14 protein-coding genes are annotated in these 16860 nt (G+C 73.5%); 10 read left to right on the top strand and 4 right to left on the bottom strand.

Annotation, left to right across the window (positions count from 1 at the left end):
* From DT057_RS19565 to DT057_RS19550, 4 genes are all read left to right on the top strand, one after another.
* Nucleotides 1–909 (top strand): mitochondrial fission ELM1 family protein (locus tag DT057_RS19565; RefSeq protein WP_128563780.1); only part of this gene is annotated, 909 nt, incomplete at its 5' end.
* Between the two features lie 31 nt (nucleotides 910–940).
* Nucleotides 941–1945, top strand: a complete 1005-nt coding sequence (gene trxB, locus DT057_RS19560) for a thioredoxin-disulfide reductase (RefSeq protein WP_128563779.1) — start codon at nucleotides 941–943, stop codon at nucleotides 1943–1945.
* 122 nt (nucleotides 1946–2067) lie between these two features.
* Nucleotides 2068–2958 (top strand): LysR family transcriptional regulator, encoded by an 891-nt coding sequence (locus DT057_RS19555; RefSeq protein ID WP_128563778.1) that lies wholly within the window; start codon nucleotides 2068–2070, stop codon nucleotides 2956–2958.
* 211 nt (nucleotides 2959–3169) lie between these two features.
* On the top strand, nucleotides 3170–3652 hold the full coding sequence (locus DT057_RS19550) for a nucleoside deaminase (protein ID WP_128563777.1): 483 nt from the start codon (nucleotides 3170–3172) through the stop codon (nucleotides 3650–3652).
* Nucleotides 3653–3915: 263 nt separating this feature from the next.
* On the opposite strand, the gene msrP is transcribed toward DT057_RS19550, so the two are convergent.
* Nucleotides 3916–4890 carry a protein-methionine-sulfoxide reductase catalytic subunit MsrP gene (msrP, locus tag DT057_RS19545; RefSeq protein WP_128563776.1) on the bottom strand — a complete coding sequence of 325 codons (975 nt, stop codon included), beginning with the start codon at nucleotides 4888–4890 and terminating at the stop codon, nucleotides 3916–3918.
* 272 nt (nucleotides 4891–5162) lie between these two features.
* On the opposite strand from msrP, the gene DT057_RS19540 reads away from it, so the two are divergent.
* The gene (locus tag DT057_RS19540; protein ID WP_128563775.1) at nucleotides 5163–5399 is read left to right on the top strand and encodes a hypothetical protein; all 237 of its coding nucleotides are present in this window, start codon (nucleotides 5163–5165) and stop codon (nucleotides 5397–5399) included.
* A gap of 90 nt (nucleotides 5400–5489) precedes the next feature.
* Here the strand turns inward: DT057_RS19540 and DT057_RS19535 are convergent, their stop codons facing one another.
* The 3 genes from DT057_RS19535 to DT057_RS19525 form a co-directional block, all read right to left on the bottom strand.
* Nucleotides 5490–7202 carry an AMP-binding protein gene (locus tag DT057_RS19535; protein ID WP_128563774.1) on the bottom strand — a complete coding sequence of 571 codons (1713 nt, stop codon included), beginning with the start codon at nucleotides 7200–7202 and terminating at the stop codon, nucleotides 5490–5492.
* Nucleotides 7203–7297: 95 nt separating this feature from the next.
* Complete coding sequence (locus DT057_RS19530) at nucleotides 7298–8029, bottom strand: hypothetical protein (RefSeq protein WP_128563773.1); 732 nt, start codon at nucleotides 8027–8029, stop codon at nucleotides 7298–7300.
* Nucleotides 8026–9537, bottom strand: a complete 1512-nt coding sequence (locus DT057_RS19525) for a leucyl aminopeptidase (RefSeq protein WP_128563772.1) — start codon at nucleotides 9535–9537, stop codon at nucleotides 8026–8028. Before DT057_RS19525 ends, DT057_RS19530 begins: the two co-directional genes overlap by 4 nt.
* 265 nt (nucleotides 9538–9802) lie before the next feature.
* On the opposite strand from DT057_RS19525, the gene lptF reads away from it, so the two are divergent.
* From lptF to rsmA, 5 genes are all read left to right on the top strand, one after another.
* Nucleotides 9803–10975, top strand: a complete 1173-nt coding sequence (gene lptF, locus DT057_RS19520; protein WP_128563771.1) for an LPS export ABC transporter permease LptF — start codon at nucleotides 9803–9805, stop codon at nucleotides 10973–10975.
* Nucleotides 10976–10995: 20 nt separating this feature from the next.
* Complete coding sequence (gene lptG, locus DT057_RS19515; RefSeq protein ID WP_128563770.1) at nucleotides 10996–12084, top strand: LPS export ABC transporter permease LptG; 1089 nt, start codon at nucleotides 10996–10998, stop codon at nucleotides 12082–12084.
* Between the two features lie 44 nt (nucleotides 12085–12128).
* Nucleotides 12129–14735: an LPS-assembly protein LptD gene (locus DT057_RS19510; RefSeq protein WP_238312704.1), complete on the top strand. Its 2607-nt coding sequence runs from the start codon at nucleotides 12129–12131 to the stop codon at nucleotides 14733–14735.
* Between the two features lie 172 nt (nucleotides 14736–14907).
* On the top strand, nucleotides 14908–15921 hold the full coding sequence (pdxA, locus tag DT057_RS19505) for a 4-hydroxythreonine-4-phosphate dehydrogenase PdxA (RefSeq protein WP_128563768.1): 1014 nt from the start codon (nucleotides 14908–14910) through the stop codon (nucleotides 15919–15921).
* Nucleotides 15918–16754, top strand: coding sequence for a 16S rRNA (adenine(1518)-N(6)/adenine(1519)-N(6))-dimethyltransferase RsmA (gene rsmA / locus DT057_RS19500; RefSeq protein WP_128563767.1), 837 nt, complete (start codon nucleotides 15918–15920; stop codon nucleotides 16752–16754). Before pdxA ends, rsmA begins: the two co-directional genes overlap by 4 nt.
* Nucleotides 16755–16860: the final 106 nt, after the last annotated feature.

Genomic DNA, 16860 nt, shown 5'->3' with positions numbered 1-16860 from the left:
GGGGCGCTGGGGCTGCGCCCCGAGGAGCGCCGGGTGGCGCCCCGGCCGCCCTTCGCCTGGCTGGCGCCGCGGGGGCCTGTCGACCCGCGCGAGGGCCCGGGCCGGGCCGGCAGCCCCCTGGCGCCGCCGTGGCCGGACCTCGCGGTCGCGACCGGGCGGCGGGCCGTGCCCTACCTGCGGGCGCTCAAGCGCCTCTCGGGCGGGCGCAGCTTCACGGTCTTCCTCAAGGACCCGCGCACGGGTGCCGGCGTCGCCGACCTGGTCTGGGTGCCGGCGCACGACCGCCTGCGGGGGCCCAACGTCCTGGTGAGCCTGACGGCGCCGCACGGCCTCTCGGCGGCGCGCCTCGCGGCGGCCCGGGCGGCGCCCGACCCCCGGCTGAGCCCCCTGCCGCCGCCCCGCGCCGCGGTGCTGGTCGGCGGCGACAGCCGGCACGGCCGCTACACGCCCGGGGACGTCCGGCGCCTCGTCGCGGGGCTCGACCGCCTGGCCGGCGAGGCGCGCCTGATGGTCACCGCCTCCCGGCGCACGCCCCCGGCCCTGCGGGCGGCCCTCGCCGGCCTCCTCGCCCGACGGGGCGGATTCCTGTGGGACGGCGCGGGCGAGAACCCCTACCTCGCCATGCTGGCGCTCGCCGACGCCGTCGTGGTGACGGCGGATTCCGCCAACATGGTCGGGGAGGCCGTCGCCGCCGGCGCGCCGGTCCTCCTGTTCGAGCCGGAGCGTACTTATATCCGTCACCGCCCGTTCTTTGCCGCACTCCGCCTATACGGAGCTGTGCATGCCTTCGACGGGCGTCTTGAAGCGTTGCGCCACAAGCCCTTAGACTCGACTCCCGCGATCGCAGAGGCTGTGGCGGCCGCCTACCTGAGGCACCGCGATGCGCTCGCCCGTCCGACCGGCCCGTGAGGACCGCAGGACGGCAGCCCCGGAGACACGAATGTCCACCACCCCAACGCCCCTCCACCGCGAGGTCACGCACGCCAGGCTCGTGATCGTCGGCTCCGGCCCGGCCGGGTACACGGCCGCGATCTACGCGGCGCGCGCGATGGTCGAGCCCCTGCTGATCTCCGGCTTCCAGCCGGGCGGCCAGCTCATGATCACCACCGACGTCGAGAACTACCCGGGCTTCGCCGAGGCGATCCAGGGGCCCTGGCTGATGGAGCAGATGCGGCTCCAGGCCGAGCACGTCGGCACCCGGATCGTCTCGGAGTACATCGCCCGGGTCGACCTGAAGCAGCGGCCGTTCCGCCTGGAGGCGGATTCCGGGGCCGTCTACACCTGCGACGCGCTCGTCATCGCCACGGGCGCCCAGGCGAAGTGGCTCGGCCTGCCCTCGGAGGCGGCGTTCCAGGGCTTCGGCGTCTCGGCCTGCGCCACCTGCGACGGCTTCTTCTTCCGCGGCAAGGAGGTCGTGGTGGTGGGCGGCGGCAACTCCGCGGTCGAGGAGGCGCTCTACCTCGCCAACCTCGCCTCCAAGGTCACGGTCGTGCACCGCCGCGACGCCTTCCGGGCCGAGCGCATCCTGCAGGAGCGCCTGTTCAAGCACCCGAACGTCGAGGTGGTGTGGAACCACGCCGTCGAGGAGATCTGCGGCCGCACGGCGCCCACGCCCTCGGTGACGCACCTGCGCCTGCGCGACACCCGCACGGGCGCCCTCACCGAGCGCAGGACCGACGGCGTGTTCGTCGCCATCGGGCACCAGCCCGCGACGGGCCTCTTCGAGGGCCAGCTGCCGATGCGGGCGGGCGGGTACCTCGAGGTCGCGCCCGGCACGACCACGACGGCGATCCCCGGCGTGTTCGCGGCGGGCGACGTCACGGACGACGTCTACCGGCAGGCGATCACCGCGGCCGGGATGGGCTGCATGGCCGCCCTCGAGGCGGAGAAATACCTGGCGAACCTGGCGATCGGCGAGACGCCGCGGCAGGCCGCCGCCGAGTAGGTGGGACGGCGCCGCGGGCGGCCGGGGCTCCAGGCCCCGCCGTCCCGGCCCGATCGTGTGGTGTTCGCGGGAACCACCGGCATTCAAGCCCGCCGGCCGGGGCTCTGGCGAGGGGTACGGCCGTGGACTGGGACAAGATCCGGATTTTCCTCAACGTCGCCGAAGCCGGAAGCTTCACCAAGGCGGGCGACGACATCGGCCTCAGCCAATCGGCCGTCAGCCGGCAGATCAGCGCGCTCGAGCGGGAGCTGAAGGCGCCCCTGTTCCACCGGCACGCCCGCGGGCTGATCCTGACCGAGCAGGGCGACCTGCTGTTCCGGGCCGCCCGCGACATGAAGATGCGGCTGGAGACCACCCGGGCGCGCCTCGTCGAGACGAGCGAGCGCCCCTCGGGCGACCTCAAGGTCACGACGACCGTGGGCCTCGGCACGGCCTGGCTCGCCCAGCGGGTGGCGGAGTTCCTCGACCTGCACCCGGACGTGCGCGTCGAGCTCATCCTCACCAACGAGGAGCTCGACCTCGCCATGCGCGAGGCCGACGTGGCGATCCGCCTGCGGCGCCCGGCCCAGCCCGACCTGATCCAGCGCCGGCTGTTCACGGTGCACTACCACGTCTTCGCCTCGGTCGAGTACATCAAGCGCTTCGGGGAGCCGAAGTCGATCGAGGACCTCGACAAGCACCGCCTGGTCTCCTTCGGCGGCGACCAGCCCTCCTACCTGATGGCGACCCACTGGCTCTCGACGGTGGGCCGGGAGGGGCGCGAGGGGCGCACGATCCACTTCACGGTCAACAACATCTCGGCCCTCCAGCTCGCCGTCGAGACGGGCGCGGGCATCGGCATCCTGCCGGACTACGCGGCGGACGGGAACCAGCAGCTCGTGCAGATCCTGCGCGACATCGAGATGCCGAACCTCGAGAGCTACCTCGTCTACGCGGAGGAGATGCGCACGGTCGCCCGCGTGCAGGCCTTCCGCGATTTCCTGGTCGCGAAGGCGCAGCGCTGGACCTACTGAGCGGGCGCGCGCGCCCCGAGGGCGCCGGGCGCCGTGGGAGGCTTTGAGATTCCGCGCGCAGGCGTCATGCTGGCGCGCGGCGCGGCTTTGCGCGCCCTCACCACCCCCGGCCCTCCCCCGAGGGGTGAGCCGCGCGGGCCGGCGCGCCCGCTCCGCCCCGGTCCGGGCGGGGGGAACCGGCGTCGCGGACCAATGCCCGAGAGGATCCCGGATGACGCAGGACGACAAGACCTTCATGGAGCGCGCCATCGCCCTGTCGGAGAGGACCTCTCTCGTCGACAGCGCCGGCGGGGCGTTCGGCTGCGTGATCGTGCAGGACGGCCGCATCCTGGCCGAGGGCGCGAACCGGGTCGTCGCCGAGAACGATCCGACCTGGCACGCGGAGATGGAGGCCATCCGCGCGGCCTGCAAGGCGGAGGGCAGCTTCAAGCTGCGCGACGCGACGCTCTACACCAGCGCCGAGCCCTGCCCGATGTGCATGGCGGCGGCCTATTGGGCCGGCATCGCGCGCGTCTACTACGCCTCGACGAACGAGGACGCGCTCCGCTACGGCGATTTCGACGACAGCATGATCTACGCGGAGCTGAGGAAACCCGCGGCCGAGCGCTCCATCCCGGGCCGGCAGATCATGCGCGCCGAGGCCGTGGAGGTGTGGAGGAAGTACCACGCCAAGGCCGACCGGGTGCCCTACTGACGCCCGGGCCGGCCGGGGCCGGCGGGCGGCGTCGGCGCGGGCCGGGAACTTGGTTCCCGCACCCGCCATGCAATCCCGCCCGGGCTGACATGCGGGCCCGCGGCTTGCCGCACCGCGCCCGCCTGCGATCATGACGGGGCCGGTCTCGACGTCGACCGGCTGATCCCCTCTGGATGGTGGCCGGTCCCTCCGGCCGGTGCGCCACGCAAAGCCTCGCCGGGTCCCGAGGGACCCGGCTTTTTCATGAAGGCGGGCCGGCGCGGTCAGGCGAACAGCCGCTCCTTCTCGAGGCCCTTGTAGAGGTCGGCGACCTGCGCCCCGTAGCCGTTGTAGATCACGGTCGGGACCCGCTCGTCGGTGCCAAGCACCCGCTCGCTCGCCTGGCTCCAGCGCGGATGCGGCACGGCCGGGTTGACGTTCGCCCAGAAGCCGTACTCGGAGGCCTGCAGGCCCTCCCAGAAGGTCTTCGGCCGCTCGGCCGTGAAGGTGATCCGGTTGATCGACTTCACCGACTTGAAACCGTACTTCCACGGCACGGCGAGCCGCAGCGGCGCGCCGAACTGGTTGAGCAGCGGCTTCCCGTAGATGCCCGTGACCACGAAGGCGAGCTCGTTGTTGGCCTCCGCCAGCGTGAGGCCCTCGGTGTAGGGCCACGGATAGAAGAAGGCGCGCTGGCCGGGCGCCATCGCCTTGTCGAGGAAGGTCTGCATCTGGATGTACTTCGCGCCGCCGATCGGCTTGGCGAGCGCCACCAGGGCCGCGAGGGGGAACCCGGTCCAGGGCACGGTCATCGACCAGGCCTCGACGCAGCGGTGGCGGTAGAGCCGCTCCTCGAGCGCCATCTTGCGCACCAGGTCCTCGAAGCCGATCTCGAACGGCTTCTCCACCAGCCCGTCGACCTTGATGCTCCAGGGCTGGACCTTGAGGGCGTCGGAGCCCGGGGTCACCGTCTTGTTGGTGCCGTACTCGTAGAAGTTGTTGTAGTCCGCGCTGTAGCGCTCGGCCGTGACCGGACGCTCGACCGCGTAGGCGTCGTTGCGCTTGGCCGGGTAGAGATCCGCCGTCCTCAGGGCGCCCGTGCCCTCGCCCGGGAGAGCCGCGGCGGCCGGGCCGCCGGCAAGGGACGCGGCGGCCAGGCCGACGGCGCCGCCGAGCAGGGCACGGCGGTCGAGGAAGACCGATTCGGGGGTCGCCGCGCGCTCGGGCATCTCCCACGGACGCTTGATCCTGATGTGCATCGCAGTCTCCTGGCGGCCTCGCCATATGACGAGAGGACATCGGTGCCCGGCACCGGCAGCGCAAATCACGCTTCGGCGAGGAGGCGCCCCGGGTTACGCGGCGGGCGGCCGCCCAGATGCGCCGCCCAGGTGCGCCGCCCAGATGCGCCGCCCGGATGCTCAACCCCGGCGTGCGGCCGCGGCCGCGGGCGGAAAGGCTGGGACGCCGGGCCGCCCGCGTGCCATAGAGCCACCATCCCGGGCCGGATCCGGAGCGTTCGCGCAGCAAGGCCATGCCGTCGAAGAAAGCAAAGCAGGCGGCCTTCACGGTCGCGGTGTCCACGGTCGAGGACGGGAGCGGCGCCGTCGCCCTCAAGGTCTACGTCGCGATGGCGCCCGACGCCGCGACGGCCCTCCTGGCCGTGCAGGCCGTGGCGCCGCCGGAGGCCGCGTTCGAGCTGAGCGGCACCCTGTCCGACCGCCTGGCGGCGCGCCTGAAGCTGCGCGCCGGCGAGGTGCGGCCGATCTGAGCGGCCGGCCCCGCCCCGCGCGAAGTCACGCCCCCGCGCGAAGCCCCGCCCCGCGCGAACGAAGTCCCGCCCCCGCGCGAAGCGGGCCGCTCAGGCGCGAGACTCGTCCCGCAGCGCCCGCCGCAGCACCTTGCCGACATTGGTCTTCGGCAGGCTCTCGCGGAACACGAAGCGGCGCGGCACCTTGTAGGCGGTGAGGTTCTGGCGGGCGTAGGCGCGCAGGGCCTCGGCGGTGAGGTCCGGGTCCTTGCGCACCACGTGGGCGGCGACGGCCTCGCCGGTCTCCGGGGAGGGCTCCCCCACCACCGCCACCTCCAGGACGCCGGGATGGCCCGCGAGCACGTCCTCGACCTCGTTCGGATAGACGTTGAAGCCCGAGACCAGGATCATGTCCTTCATCCGGTCGACAATCCGGATCTGGCCGTCCGGCTGGAGCACCGCCACGTCGCCGGTGCGGAAGTAGCCGTCCGGCGTCATGGCGCGGGCGGTCTCGTCCGGCCGGCGCCAGTAGCCGGCCATCACCTGCGGCCCGCGCACGCACAATTCGCCGGGCTGGCCCGCCGGCAGGTCGGCGCCGGCCGCGTCCCGGATCGCCACCTCGGTCGAGGAGAGCGGGTAGCCGATGGTGCCCGACCACTCGGGCAGCGAGGGCAGGTTCACGGTGACCACCGGCGCGGTCTCGGACAGGCCGTAGCCCTCGATCACCGGCCGGCCGGTCACCGCCTTCCAGCGCTGCGCCACCGCCGCCTGCATGGCCATGCCGCCGGCGTTGGCGTACTCGAGGGCCGACCAGTCGACGGTGCCGATCTGCGGGTGGTTGAGGAGCGCGTTGAACAGCGTGTTCACGCCCGACATGTTGGTGAAGCGGTTCGCCTTCAGGAGCTTGACGAAGCCGTCGATGTCGCGCGGGTTCGGCACCAGCAGGCAGCAGGCGCCGAGGCGGATCATGAAGAAGAAGCAGCACGTCAGCGCGAAGATGTGGTAGAGCGGCAGCGCCGTCACCATCACCCGGCCGGGCCCCTCGTCGTCGCGCATGCCGAACCAGACCCGGCTCTGCTCGACGTTGGCCGCCACGTTGCGGTGGGTGAGCATCGCGCCCTTCGACACCCCGGTGGTGCCGCCGGTGTATTGCAGGAAGGCGAGGTCCTCCGGCGCCACCTGGACCGGCCGGAACCCGGCCCTGCGGCCGGCGGCCAGGACCGCCCGGAAGGTCAGGCGGCGCTCCGGCGGCAGGCTGTAGGGGGGCACCACCTTCTTGAGGTGGCGTGCCGCCAGGGTGATGAGCGCGCCCTTGAGCCCGATGCAGTCGCCGGCGCCCGAGACCGCGACCTGCTCGAGGCCCGGCAGGGACGGCAGGGCCTGCGCGACCGTGCCGGCGAAGTTCTCCAGCACGAACAGGATGCGGGCCTCGGCGTCGCCGAGCTGGTGGATCAGCTCGCGCGGGGTGTAGAGCGGGTTGACGTTGACCACGGTGGCGCCGGCGATGAGCGCCCCGAACAGGGCGACCGGGTAGGCCGGCACGTTGGGCATCATGATGGCGACGCGGTCGCCCTTGGCGATGCCCCGGGCCTGGAGCCAGCCGGCCACGGCCTCGGCGTCCCGCCGCAGGGCGTCGTACGAGAGGCCGGCGCCGAAGCAGGTGACGGCCGGGCGCCCGGCGAAGCGCCGGGTGCTGTCCGCGAAGAGGTCGACCAGGGTGCCGAGGCGCTCGGGCGCGATCTCGGCCGGCACGCCCGGCGGGTAGGCCGACAGCCACGGGCGCGCCGAGGCTTCCGCCGCCGTCCTGCTCAACGCCTCGCCCATCCGCTCTCCTCCCGGGGGCCCGCCTTCGGGGCCGTGTTGCGCGGGTGCGGGCGGACGCTGGGCCGCGCCGCCCCGCGGGACCTGACGCCTCGGGGTTAGCGTCTCGCCCCGGGCGATTCAACCGACGCGTTCCGGCGCGACGCCGCGACCAGGAGGGCGTGGGGCAGGAAGGCCGCGAGCACGAGGGCGCCGGCGAGGCCGGCCTGCGCCCCGGCGAGGGGCCGCTGCGGCCAGTCGGCGAGGCCGAGGCCGCGCCCGGCCGCCAGGAGCCCGAGGGCCCACCACAGGGCCGCGAAGCGCGCGAGCGCCGTCCCGACGGCGCGCAGGCGCCGCCCCCGGGGCGGCGGATCGCCCGCGACGAGCGCCGGCAGGCCGAGGGCGCTCCCGAACAGGAGGGCCGCGACGCCGGCCCCGAGGGCGTGCGCCACCGGCAGCGGCTGCCCGGACAGGAAGACGACGCCGCCGACCGAGAACCCGGCCCGCAGGACGAGCCCCCCGAAGGTCGGGTAGAGCGACAGGCCGAGGACGAGGGCGAGGCCGAGCGCGGCGCCGAGGAGGCGCGCCGGCGCCCCGCGCCGGGACAGCGCTCCGCGCCGGGACAGCGCTTCGCGCCCGGACGGCAACGCCGCGGCGACCCGCGCCAGCCCGTACACGACCGCGAAGGCGAACAGGGGCAGTCGGTCGAGGTAGAAGCCGTAGAACCACGCACCGAGGCCCGCCGCCTCCGCGCTCCGCTGCGTCAGCCCGGCGGCGGCGGCGAGCGCCACGGCGGCCAGCGCCGCCCCGAGGGGCAGCGCGGCTCTCCAGGGCCGGGCGGCGCCGCTCACGCCTCGTAGTGGTCGCGCACCAGCCGGTCGAGCAGGCGCACGCCCCACCCCGAGCCCCACGAGCGGTTGATCTCGGTCGTGGGCGCGCTCATGCCGACGCCCGCGATGTCGAGGTGGATCCACGGCACGTCGTTGACGAAGCGCTTGAGGAACTGCGCCGCCGTGGCCGAGCCGCCGTGGCGCCCGCCGGTGTTCTTCATGTCGGCGAACTTCGACTCGATCAGCTTGTCGAAGCCCGGCGTCAGGGGCATGCGCCAGACCTTCTCGCCGGTGGCCTCGCCCGCCAGGCTCAGGCGCTCGGCCAGCTCGTCGCTGGTCGAGAACATGCCGGCGAATTCCTGGCCGAGGGCCACCAGGATCGCGCCCGTCAGGGTGGCGAGGTCGATCATGAACCGCGGCTTGTAGTCCTGCTGCACGTGCCAGAGCACGTCGGCGAGGACGAGGCGGCCCTCCGCGTCGGTGTTGATGATCTCGACGGTCTGGCCCGACATCGAGGTGACGATGTCGCCCGGGCGCTGGGCCTTGCCGTCGGGCATGTTCTCGACGATGCCGATCGCCCCGAGGGCGTTGACCTTGGCCTTGCGGCTGGCCAGCGCGTGCATCAGGCCGACCACGCAGGCGGCGCCCGCCATGTCGCCCTTCATGTCCTCCATGCCGCCGCTCCCCTTGATGGAGATGCCGCCGGAATCGAAGCACACGCCCTTGCCCACGAACGCGACCGGCGCCGCGGCCGGGTCCGGGCCGCCGTTCCAGCGCATGACGACGACGCGGGCCTCCTTGGCCGAGCCCTGCGCGACCGCGAGCAGCGCCCGCATGCCGAGCTTGCGCATCGCCTTCTCGTCGAGGATCTCGACCGCGACGCCGAGCTTCTCCAGGGCCTCGGTGCGGCGGGCGAACTCCTCCGGGTCGAGGACGTTCGGCGGCTCGTTGACGAGCTCGCGGGCGAGGATCACGCCCTCCGCCACCGCCTCGGCGGCGCGCACCGCCTTCTTCAGCCCGCCGCTCTCGGGCGTGAGCACGGTCAGGCGTCCGCCGGTGCCGTTCTCCTCGCCCTCGGCCGGCTTCTTGCTCTTGTAGCGATCGAACCGGTAGGCGCGCAGCCGCGCCCCGAGGGTGAAGGCCGCGACCTCCTCGGAGGTCGGCGTGGTGCCGGGCCACTCGAGCGCCACCGCGCCGGCCCGGGCCCCGAGCCTGCCGGCCGTGACGCCCCCGAGGACCGCCCAGTCGCGCTTGGCCGCGTCCTTCTCGGACCCGACCCCGACCACGACGAGCCGCTCGGCCCGCAGGCCCGCCGGGGCCGTGAGCACGAGGGCGCTGTTCGGTTTGCCCTTGAAGCGCTCGACCGCGGCGGCCCGCGCCACGAGCTCGGAGGCGCCGGCGCCGGCGATCTCGGCGGCCCGCGGCGACAGGGCGAGGTCCTCGCCGACGAACACGACGAGGTCGCCGCCGGCCTCACCCGCCTTGGCCGACCCGATGGACTCGAACTCGATGCTGATGCCGTCCGCCATGGCGCTGCTTTCGTCCCGTGACCCGCAACCGCGGCGCCGCGGCGCCCGCTCCGCCCCTGTGTAGCGGGCGGGCCCGAGAACGCAACGCGACCCGGCACGGGAGGGCCGGCCCGGCCCCCGCCGGTCCCTCGACCTGTGGCCCCGGGGGCGCGGCCGCCCGCAAAAAGGCCGCACTTCCGGTGCTTCAGGGGCCTGCAGGCTTGTGCGCCCCGTCGGGGACGCCTAGCGAGGCATCGAGCGGAAGGGGGCCCGACCGCGACGGCCGATGAAGCAGATCGAGCGATACATCTTCCGGATCGCCCTCGGCGCCTTCCTGTCGTGCCTGATCGGCCTCACCGGCGTGATCTGGGTGACGCAGGCCCTGCGCGAGCTCGACCTCATCACCGCCAAGGGCCAGACGCTGCTGATCTTCTTCCTGATCACCGGCCTGTCGCTGCCCACCCTGATCACCGTGATCGCGCCCGTCGCCCTGTTCATCGCGGTGATCTACGCCCTGAACAGGCTCAACGGCGATTCCGAGCTCATCGTGATGAGCGCGGCCGGCCTGTCGCCCCGCCACCTGATGCGGCCGTTCCTGACGCTCGCGCTCGCCATCAGCCTCGGGATCGGGTTCCTGACGATCCAGGTCATGCCGTCGAGCTTCCAGGAACTGCGCGACGTGCTCACCCGGGTGCGCGGCGACTTCATCGCCAACGTGGTCAAGGAGGGGCAGTTCACCAGCCTCGACAACGGCATCACGTTCCACTTCCGCGAGCGGGCCGGGAACGGCGCGCTGCTCGGCATCTTCATGCAGGACCGGCGCGAGGCCGGCCGCACCGTGGTCTACCTCGCGGAGCGGGGCCAGGCGGTCGACCTCGACGGCCAGACCTACCTCGTCCTCGAGAAGGGCAGCGTCCACCGCCAGCAGCCCAACAGCCGGGATTCCTCGATCATCACCTTCCAGCGCTACGCCGTCGACCTCGCGGCCTTCACGCCCCCGGACGCCGACACCGTCTACAAGCCCCGCGAGCGCTCGACGACGCAGCTCCTGTTCCCGGACGCCAACGAGACCTACTACAAGCTCACCAAGGGCCGCTTCCGGGCCGAGCTGCACGACCGCCTCTCGTCCTGGCTCTACCCGCTGGCCCTCGGGCTGATCGCCTTCGCGGCGCTCGGCGACCCCCGCACCACCCGGCAGGGGCGCGGGCTCGCCGTCGCGGGCGCGGTCGCGGCCGTGGTGGGCCTGCGCATCGCGGGCTTCGCCGCGGCGAGCGCGGCGGTGCGCAGCCCGGCGGCCGTGACGGCGATCTACGCCGCGCCGCTCCTTGCCATCGGGCTCTCGCTCCTCGTCGCCTTCCAGGGCACGCGGGTCCGGGCCTTCAACGCCGCCCTGGCGGCGCGCCTGCGCCGCCTCTCCGCGGGCCTGCCGCGCCCCCGCCTGCGCGTGCGCGCGGGCTGATCCGGGAAGGCCCCCCCGCGATGCTGATCGGCGCCACCCTCGGCCGCTACCTCGCGGCGCGCTTCCTGCGCATGATCGCGGGCGTGTTCCTGACGGTCTTCGCCCTCGTCTACACCCTGGACTTCGTCGAGCTGATGCGCCGGGCCGGCGACGCCGAGGGGGCCTCGGCCGGGATGATGGCCCGCCTCGCCCTCTTCCGCACCCCGGCGGTCGCCGAGCAGGTGCTGCCCTTCGCGATCCTGTTCGGCGCCATGGCGGCCCTGCTCCAGCTCAGCCGCAAGCTCGAGCTCGTGGTGGCCCGCGCGGCCGGGATCTCGGCCTGGCAGTTCCTCCAGCCCGGCGCCCTCGTGGCGCTCGGCATCGGCGCCTTCACGGTCGGGATCTACAACCCGGTCTCGGCCGAGCTGAAGCAGCGCTCGACCGAGATCGAGGCGAAGCTGTTCTCCCGCTCCGCCAAGGCCGCCTCCGGCAAGGACCTGTGGATCCGCCAGCGCAGCCTCGACGGCCAGGCGATCATCCGGGCCGAGACCGCCGTCGAGGGCACCACGACGCTCGCGGGCGTCTCGGTGTTCTGCTTCGACGACGACGGGGCGTTCACCCAGCAGATGCAGGCGAGCCGCGCCACCCTGCACGACGGCTACTGGGAGATGCAGGACGTCCGCGTCCAGGGCAAGGACAGCGAGCCGGAGAGCTTCGACACCTACCTGATCGCCTCGACGCTCGACCCCTCCCAGGTGCGCCAGCGCTTCACCCCGCCCGAATCCGTGCCCTTCTGGCAACTGAACGAGATCATCGCCCGCACGGAGCGGGCGGGACTCGACGCCACGCGCTATCGGCTGCAGTACGATGTCCTGATGGCCCGCCCGGTGCTGTTCCTGGCCATGGTGCTGGTGGCAGCCTCCGTTTCATTAAGGTTCTTCCGCTTTGGTGGGATCGGCAGGATGGTGCTCGGCGGCGTCGCGGCAGGGTTCGTGCTCTACGTGGCGCGGCAGGTGATGGAGGGCCTCGGTGCCTCGGGACTGGTCGCGGCCCCGGTGGCGGCGTGGTTCCCGGCCGTGGTAGGGAGTTTGCTCGGAACGCTCGCGCTTCTGCACCTGGAGGACGGCTGATGCCCAACCTCCGGCGGGACGGCGCGGGGACAGCGGGTGCGGGGATGGGTCGAGTCGTGCGTAGGGCCGCGGGCATCGCGGTCACGGGTTCCCTGACGGTGCTGCTGGCGGCCGCCCTCGCGGGCGGCCTCCCGGCCGCGCGGGCGCAGGGCACCCTGGCCGACCGCCTGAGCGCGGGCTCCGGCAAGAAGGCGGGCGGCGAGCGGCTGCTCGTCGAGGCCAAGGAGCTCGTCTACGACAACGACAGGAACACGGTCTCGGCGGTGGGCAACGCCGAGCTGCATTACGGCCCGCGCACGCTCCTCGCCGACCGCGTGCGCTACGACCGCAACACCGGCCGGGTCTTCGCCGAGGGGAACGTCCGCCTCACCGACGAGACCGGCGCGGTCGTCACCGGCGACCGGATGGAGCTGACGGACGACTTCAAGACCGGCTTCATCGACTCGCTGCGCATCCAGCAGACCATCGAGCCCCGCGGCCGCCCGGCCCGGGTGCGCTTCTCCGCCCCGCGGGCCGAGCGCGTCGAGGGCCAGACCACGACCTTCGAGTACGGCACCTACACGGCCTGCGAGCCCTGCAAGGACCATCCGGAGCGCCCGCCCCTCTGGCAGGTGAAGGCGGCGCGGATCATCCACAACAACGAGGAGCGCCGGATCTACTACGAGGATTCGACCCTCGAGGTGGCCGGCGTGCCGGTCGCCTACCTGCCCTACTTCTACTCGCCCGACCCGAGCGTGCGCCGCGACACCGGCTTCCTCGCCCCGCACTTCGTGTCCTCGAACGTGCTCGGCTCCGGCGTCGGCGTGCCGTTCTTCTGGAACATCGCGCCCGACTACGACCTGACCGTCGAGCCGACCTTCCTGTCGCGGCAGGGCGTGCTCGGCCAGGCCGAGTGGCGCCAGCGCCTCGCCAACGGCTTCTACAACCTGCGCGTCAGCGGCATCTACCAGGAGACGCCGAGCGCCTTCCTGACCGGCCCGCTCGGGCCCGGCAACCGCAACTTCCGGGGCTCGGTCGAGTCGGCCGGCCAGTTCTACCTCGGCCAGAACTGGCGCACCGGCTGGGACGTGGTCGGCGTCACCGACAAGTGGTTCCTCGACAACTACCGCATCCGCAGCCAGACCATCACCACGGACTACTTCCGGGAGGCGGTCTCGACCGCCTACCTGATCGGCCAGGGCGACCGCTCGTGGTTCGAGGCCAGGGCCTACTACTTCAAGGGCCTGTCGACCTACGACTGGCAGAAGCAGCAGCCGATCGTCGCGCCGGTGATCGACTACGACAAGCGCCGGGACGGCCCGGCGCCCCTCGGCGGCGAGGTGCGCTTCCAGTTCAACTTCCAGAACCTGACCCGGGACGCGACCCAGTACCAGGAGATCCCGCGCACCCGGACCTACCTCGTCAGCCCGAGCCTCAACGGCATCGCCTTCCCGCTCTACAGCACCTGCTCGGTGTTCCAGCGCGGGCAGTGCCTGGTGAGCGGGCTCGCGGGCGTCGACACCCGCGCCACCGCGCAGGTCTCCTGGCGGCGCACCTTCACGGACGAGTTCGGCCAGCAGTGGCAGCCCTTCGCCTACCTGCGCGGCGACGCCTTCTTCGTCGACCCGAGCCGGACGAGCTACCAGAACAACGAGATCACCAACCTGTTCTCGCCCGACACGGACTTCTCGGGCCGGGTGATGCCAGCGGTCGGCCTCGAGTACCGCTACCCCTTCGTGGCCGATTTCGGCCCCCTCGGCGTGCACACGGTCTCGCCGATCGTCCAGGTGATCGCCCGGCCGAGCGAGACCCATATCGGGCGCCTGCCGAACGAGGACGCCCAGAGCCTCGTCTTCGACGACACCTCGCTGTTCGAGTGGGACAAGTTCTCCGGCTACGACCGTGTCGAGGGCGGGGTGCGTGCCAATATCGGGGCCGAGTACGCCATCACCACGCGCAACGGCTTCTACGTCAACGCGATGTTCGGCGAGTCGATCGCCCTCGCGGGCGTCAACTCGTTCCGGCGCGGCGACATCGCCAATGTCGGGCGCGATTCCGGCCTCGAGACCACGCGCTCCGACTTCGTCACGCGCCTCCAGGTCTCGCCGAACCAGAACATCAGCTTCATCACCCGGGCGCGCTTCGACGACGCCACCTTCGCGCTCAAGCGCCTGGAGAGCGGCGTCACCGCCAAGCTGTCGCCGTTCCTGCCCCTCGAGGCCTCGCTGATCTACGCCCGCTACGAGGCCCAGCCCGAGCTCGGCTACGACCGCCGGCGCGAGGGCGTGCAGGCGGCGGCCGTCTACAGCATCACCCCGAACTGGTTCGTGTCGGGCTCGGTGCTGGTCGATCTCTCGCACTACCTCCAGGTGCGCGAGCTCTACGCCGACGCCGCCCAGGCCTACTTCCTGAACCCGGTCGGCACGGCGCCGATCTACGAGAAGCCGAGCAAGTTCTACCTCTCGTCCTCGAGCCTCGGCTTCGGCTACCGCGACGAGTGCACGACCGTCTCGCTGAACTACATCTCGTCGCCGATCGAGACCGCGGCGGGCCTGCGCGAGCGCAACCAGACCTTCCTGCTGCGGCTCGAGCTGCGCACCCTCGGCGAGGCGAACTTCCGCCAGAACCTCACCACCACCTCGACGACGGACGGCATCGCCACGGTGCGGTGACGGCGCCGGCGCCCGCCGGCTTGCCCCGCGCGGGCCGGCGGCTCCCTCTGCCGGCCGGCGGCTTGCCCCCGCCGGCCGGCGGCTTGCCCCGCGCGGGCCGGGATGCGATGGGGCAGGCCGTGCCGGCCGCGCGCCGGCGGCGCGCGTGCGCGGCGGACGGGACGACGCCTTCATGACCACAGCCCTCGCGCTGACCCAGGGCGACCCGGCCGGGATCGGGCCCGAGATCACCCTCAGGGCCTGGGCGCTCCGGGAGGCGCACGGCCTGCCGCCGTTCTTCGTCGTCGGGGACCCGGGGTTCCTGTCGCGGACGGCCGCGCGGCTCGGGCTCGCGGTGCCGGTCGAGGCCGTCGACCCGGCCGGGGCCGGCCGGGTATTTTCCCGGGCGCTCCCGGTGGTGCCGCTGCCCGGCGGCCTCGCGGTCGCGGCGGAGCCCGGCCGGCCCGATCCGGCGAGCGCCGCCGGCACCCTCGCCTCCATCGAGGCGGCGGTCGCCCTGGTCCGGGAGGGCGCCGCCGCGGCCGTCGTGACGAACCCCATCGCCAAGCACGTGCTCTACGCGGCCGGCTTCCGCCACCCGGGGCACACCGAGTACCTCGCGGCGCTCGCGGCCGAGGGCGGGGCCGTGCCGCGGCCGGTGATGCTGCTGTGGTCGGAGACCCTGGCGGTGGTCCCGCTGACGATCCACGTGCCGCTGCGGGCGGTGCCGGACCTCCTCACGGTCGACCTCGTGGTCGAGACGGCCCGCATCGTCGACCGCGACATGCGCCGGCGCTTCGGCCTCGACCGGCCGCGCCTGGTGCTGGCGGGCCTCAACCCGCATGCCGGCGAGGCCGGCAGCATGGGGCATGAGGACCGGGACGTGCTGGCGCCCGCCGTGGCGCGCCTGCGGGAAGAGGGCGTGGCGATCACCGGGCCGCACCCGGCCGACACCCTGTTCCACGCCCGTGCCCGGGCGGCCTACGACGTGGCCCTGGCGCCGACCCACGACCAGGCCCTGATCCCCATCAAGACCCTCGCCTTCGACGACGGCGTGAACGTCACCCTCGGGCTGCCCTTCCTGCGCACCTCGCCGGACCACGGCACCGCCTTCGACATCGCGGGCCGTGGCCTCGCCAAGCCCGACAGCCTGATCGCGGCGCTCCGGCTCGCCGGGCGGCTCGCCGGCCGGCCGGGCCAGGCATGACGGCGCCCGACGGCCTGCCGCCGCTCCGGGAGGTGGTGCGGGCGCACGACCTGATGCCCCGCCGGGCGCTCGGCCAGAACTTCCTGTTCGACCTCAACCTGACGGGGCGCATCGCCCGGGCGGCCGGTCCCCTCGAGGGCGCCACCGTGGTGGAGGTGGGCCCGGGGCCCGGGGGCCTGACCCGGGCGCTCCTGATGCACGGCGCCGCCCGGGTGATCGCCATCGAGCGGGACGCCCGCGCGCTGCCGGCCCTCGCCGAGATCGCCGCCCGCTACCCGGGGCGGCTGGAGGTGGTGGAGGGGGACGCCCTCGCCTTCGACCCCGGCCCGCTCCTCGGGGCGGGCCCGGCCCGCATCGTCGCGAACCTGCCCTACAATGTCGGGACGGCCCTGCTCGCGGGCTGGCTCACGGCACCGGGCTGGCCGCCCTGGTGGGACTCGCTGACGCTGATGTTCCAGCGCGAGGTGGCCGAGCGGATCGTCGCCGACGAGGGCGACCGGGCGAATTACGGCCGGCTCGGGGTGCTGTGCGGCTGGCGCACGCGGGCCGAGATCCTGTTCGACGTGCCGCCCTCGGCCTTCGTGCCGCCGCCCAAGGTGACGTCGAGCGTGGTGCGGCTCGTGCCGCGGGCGGAACCCCTGCCCTGCCGCGTCGGCGCGCTCGAGGCGGTCACCGGCGCGGCCTTCGGCCAGCGCCGCAAGATGCTGCGCCAGAGCCTGAAGGCCGCGGCGCCGGATCCCGGCCGCCTCCTGGCCGGTGCGGGCATCCCCGAGACGGCGCGGGCCGAGGAGGTGCCGGTCGCCGGCTTCGTGGCGATGGCGCGCCTGCTGTGACGACGCGGCGGAGGGCCGCGAGGCCCTCCGCCGCGGGAGTGGATCGGGCCGGCGCCGCGGCTCCGGCGGGCCGCGGCGCCAGGGCAGCGCCGGGCCCCGCAGCCGC

It is taken from the genome of Methylobacterium crusticola, assembly GCF_003574465.1.
Taxonomy (GTDB): Bacteria; Pseudomonadota; Alphaproteobacteria; order Rhizobiales; family Beijerinckiaceae; genus Methylobacterium; species Methylobacterium crusticola.
The sequence above is the reverse complement of the archived record's forward strand: the minus strand, read 5'-3'. Positions and strand labels throughout refer to the sequence as shown.

Coding starts and splice junctions, on each gene's coding strand:
- trxB (WP_128563779.1), top strand. CDS start 941: ATGTCCACCACCCCAACGCCCCTCCACCGCGAGGTCACGCACGCCAGG.
- DT057_RS19550 (WP_128563777.1), top strand. CDS start 3,170: ATGACGCAGGACGACAAGACCTTCATGGAGCGCGCCATCGCCCTGTCG.
- msrP (WP_128563776.1), bottom strand. CDS start 4,890: ATGCACATCAGGATCAAGCGTCCGTGGGAGATGCCCGAGCGCGCGGCG.
- DT057_RS19540 (WP_128563775.1), top strand. CDS start 5,163: ATGCCGTCGAAGAAAGCAAAGCAGGCGGCCTTCACGGTCGCGGTGTCC.
- DT057_RS19535 (WP_128563774.1), bottom strand. CDS start 7,202: ATGGGCGAGGCGTTGAGCAGGACGGCGGCGGAAGCCTCGGCGCGCCCG.
- DT057_RS19525 (WP_128563772.1), bottom strand. CDS start 9,537: ATGGCGGACGGCATCAGCATCGAGTTCGAGTCCATCGGGTCGGCCAAG.
- lptF (WP_128563771.1), top strand. CDS start 9,803: ATGAAGCAGATCGAGCGATACATCTTCCGGATCGCCCTCGGCGCCTTC.
- lptG (WP_128563770.1), top strand. CDS start 10,996: ATGCTGATCGGCGCCACCCTCGGCCGCTACCTCGCGGCGCGCTTCCTG.
- DT057_RS19510 (WP_238312704.1), top strand. CDS start 12,129: ATGGGTCGAGTCGTGCGTAGGGCCGCGGGCATCGCGGTCACGGGTTCC.
- pdxA (WP_128563768.1), top strand. CDS start 14,908: ATGACCACAGCCCTCGCGCTGACCCAGGGCGACCCGGCCGGGATCGGG.
- rsmA (WP_128563767.1), top strand. CDS start 15,918: ATGACGGCGCCCGACGGCCTGCCGCCGCTCCGGGAGGTGGTGCGGGCG.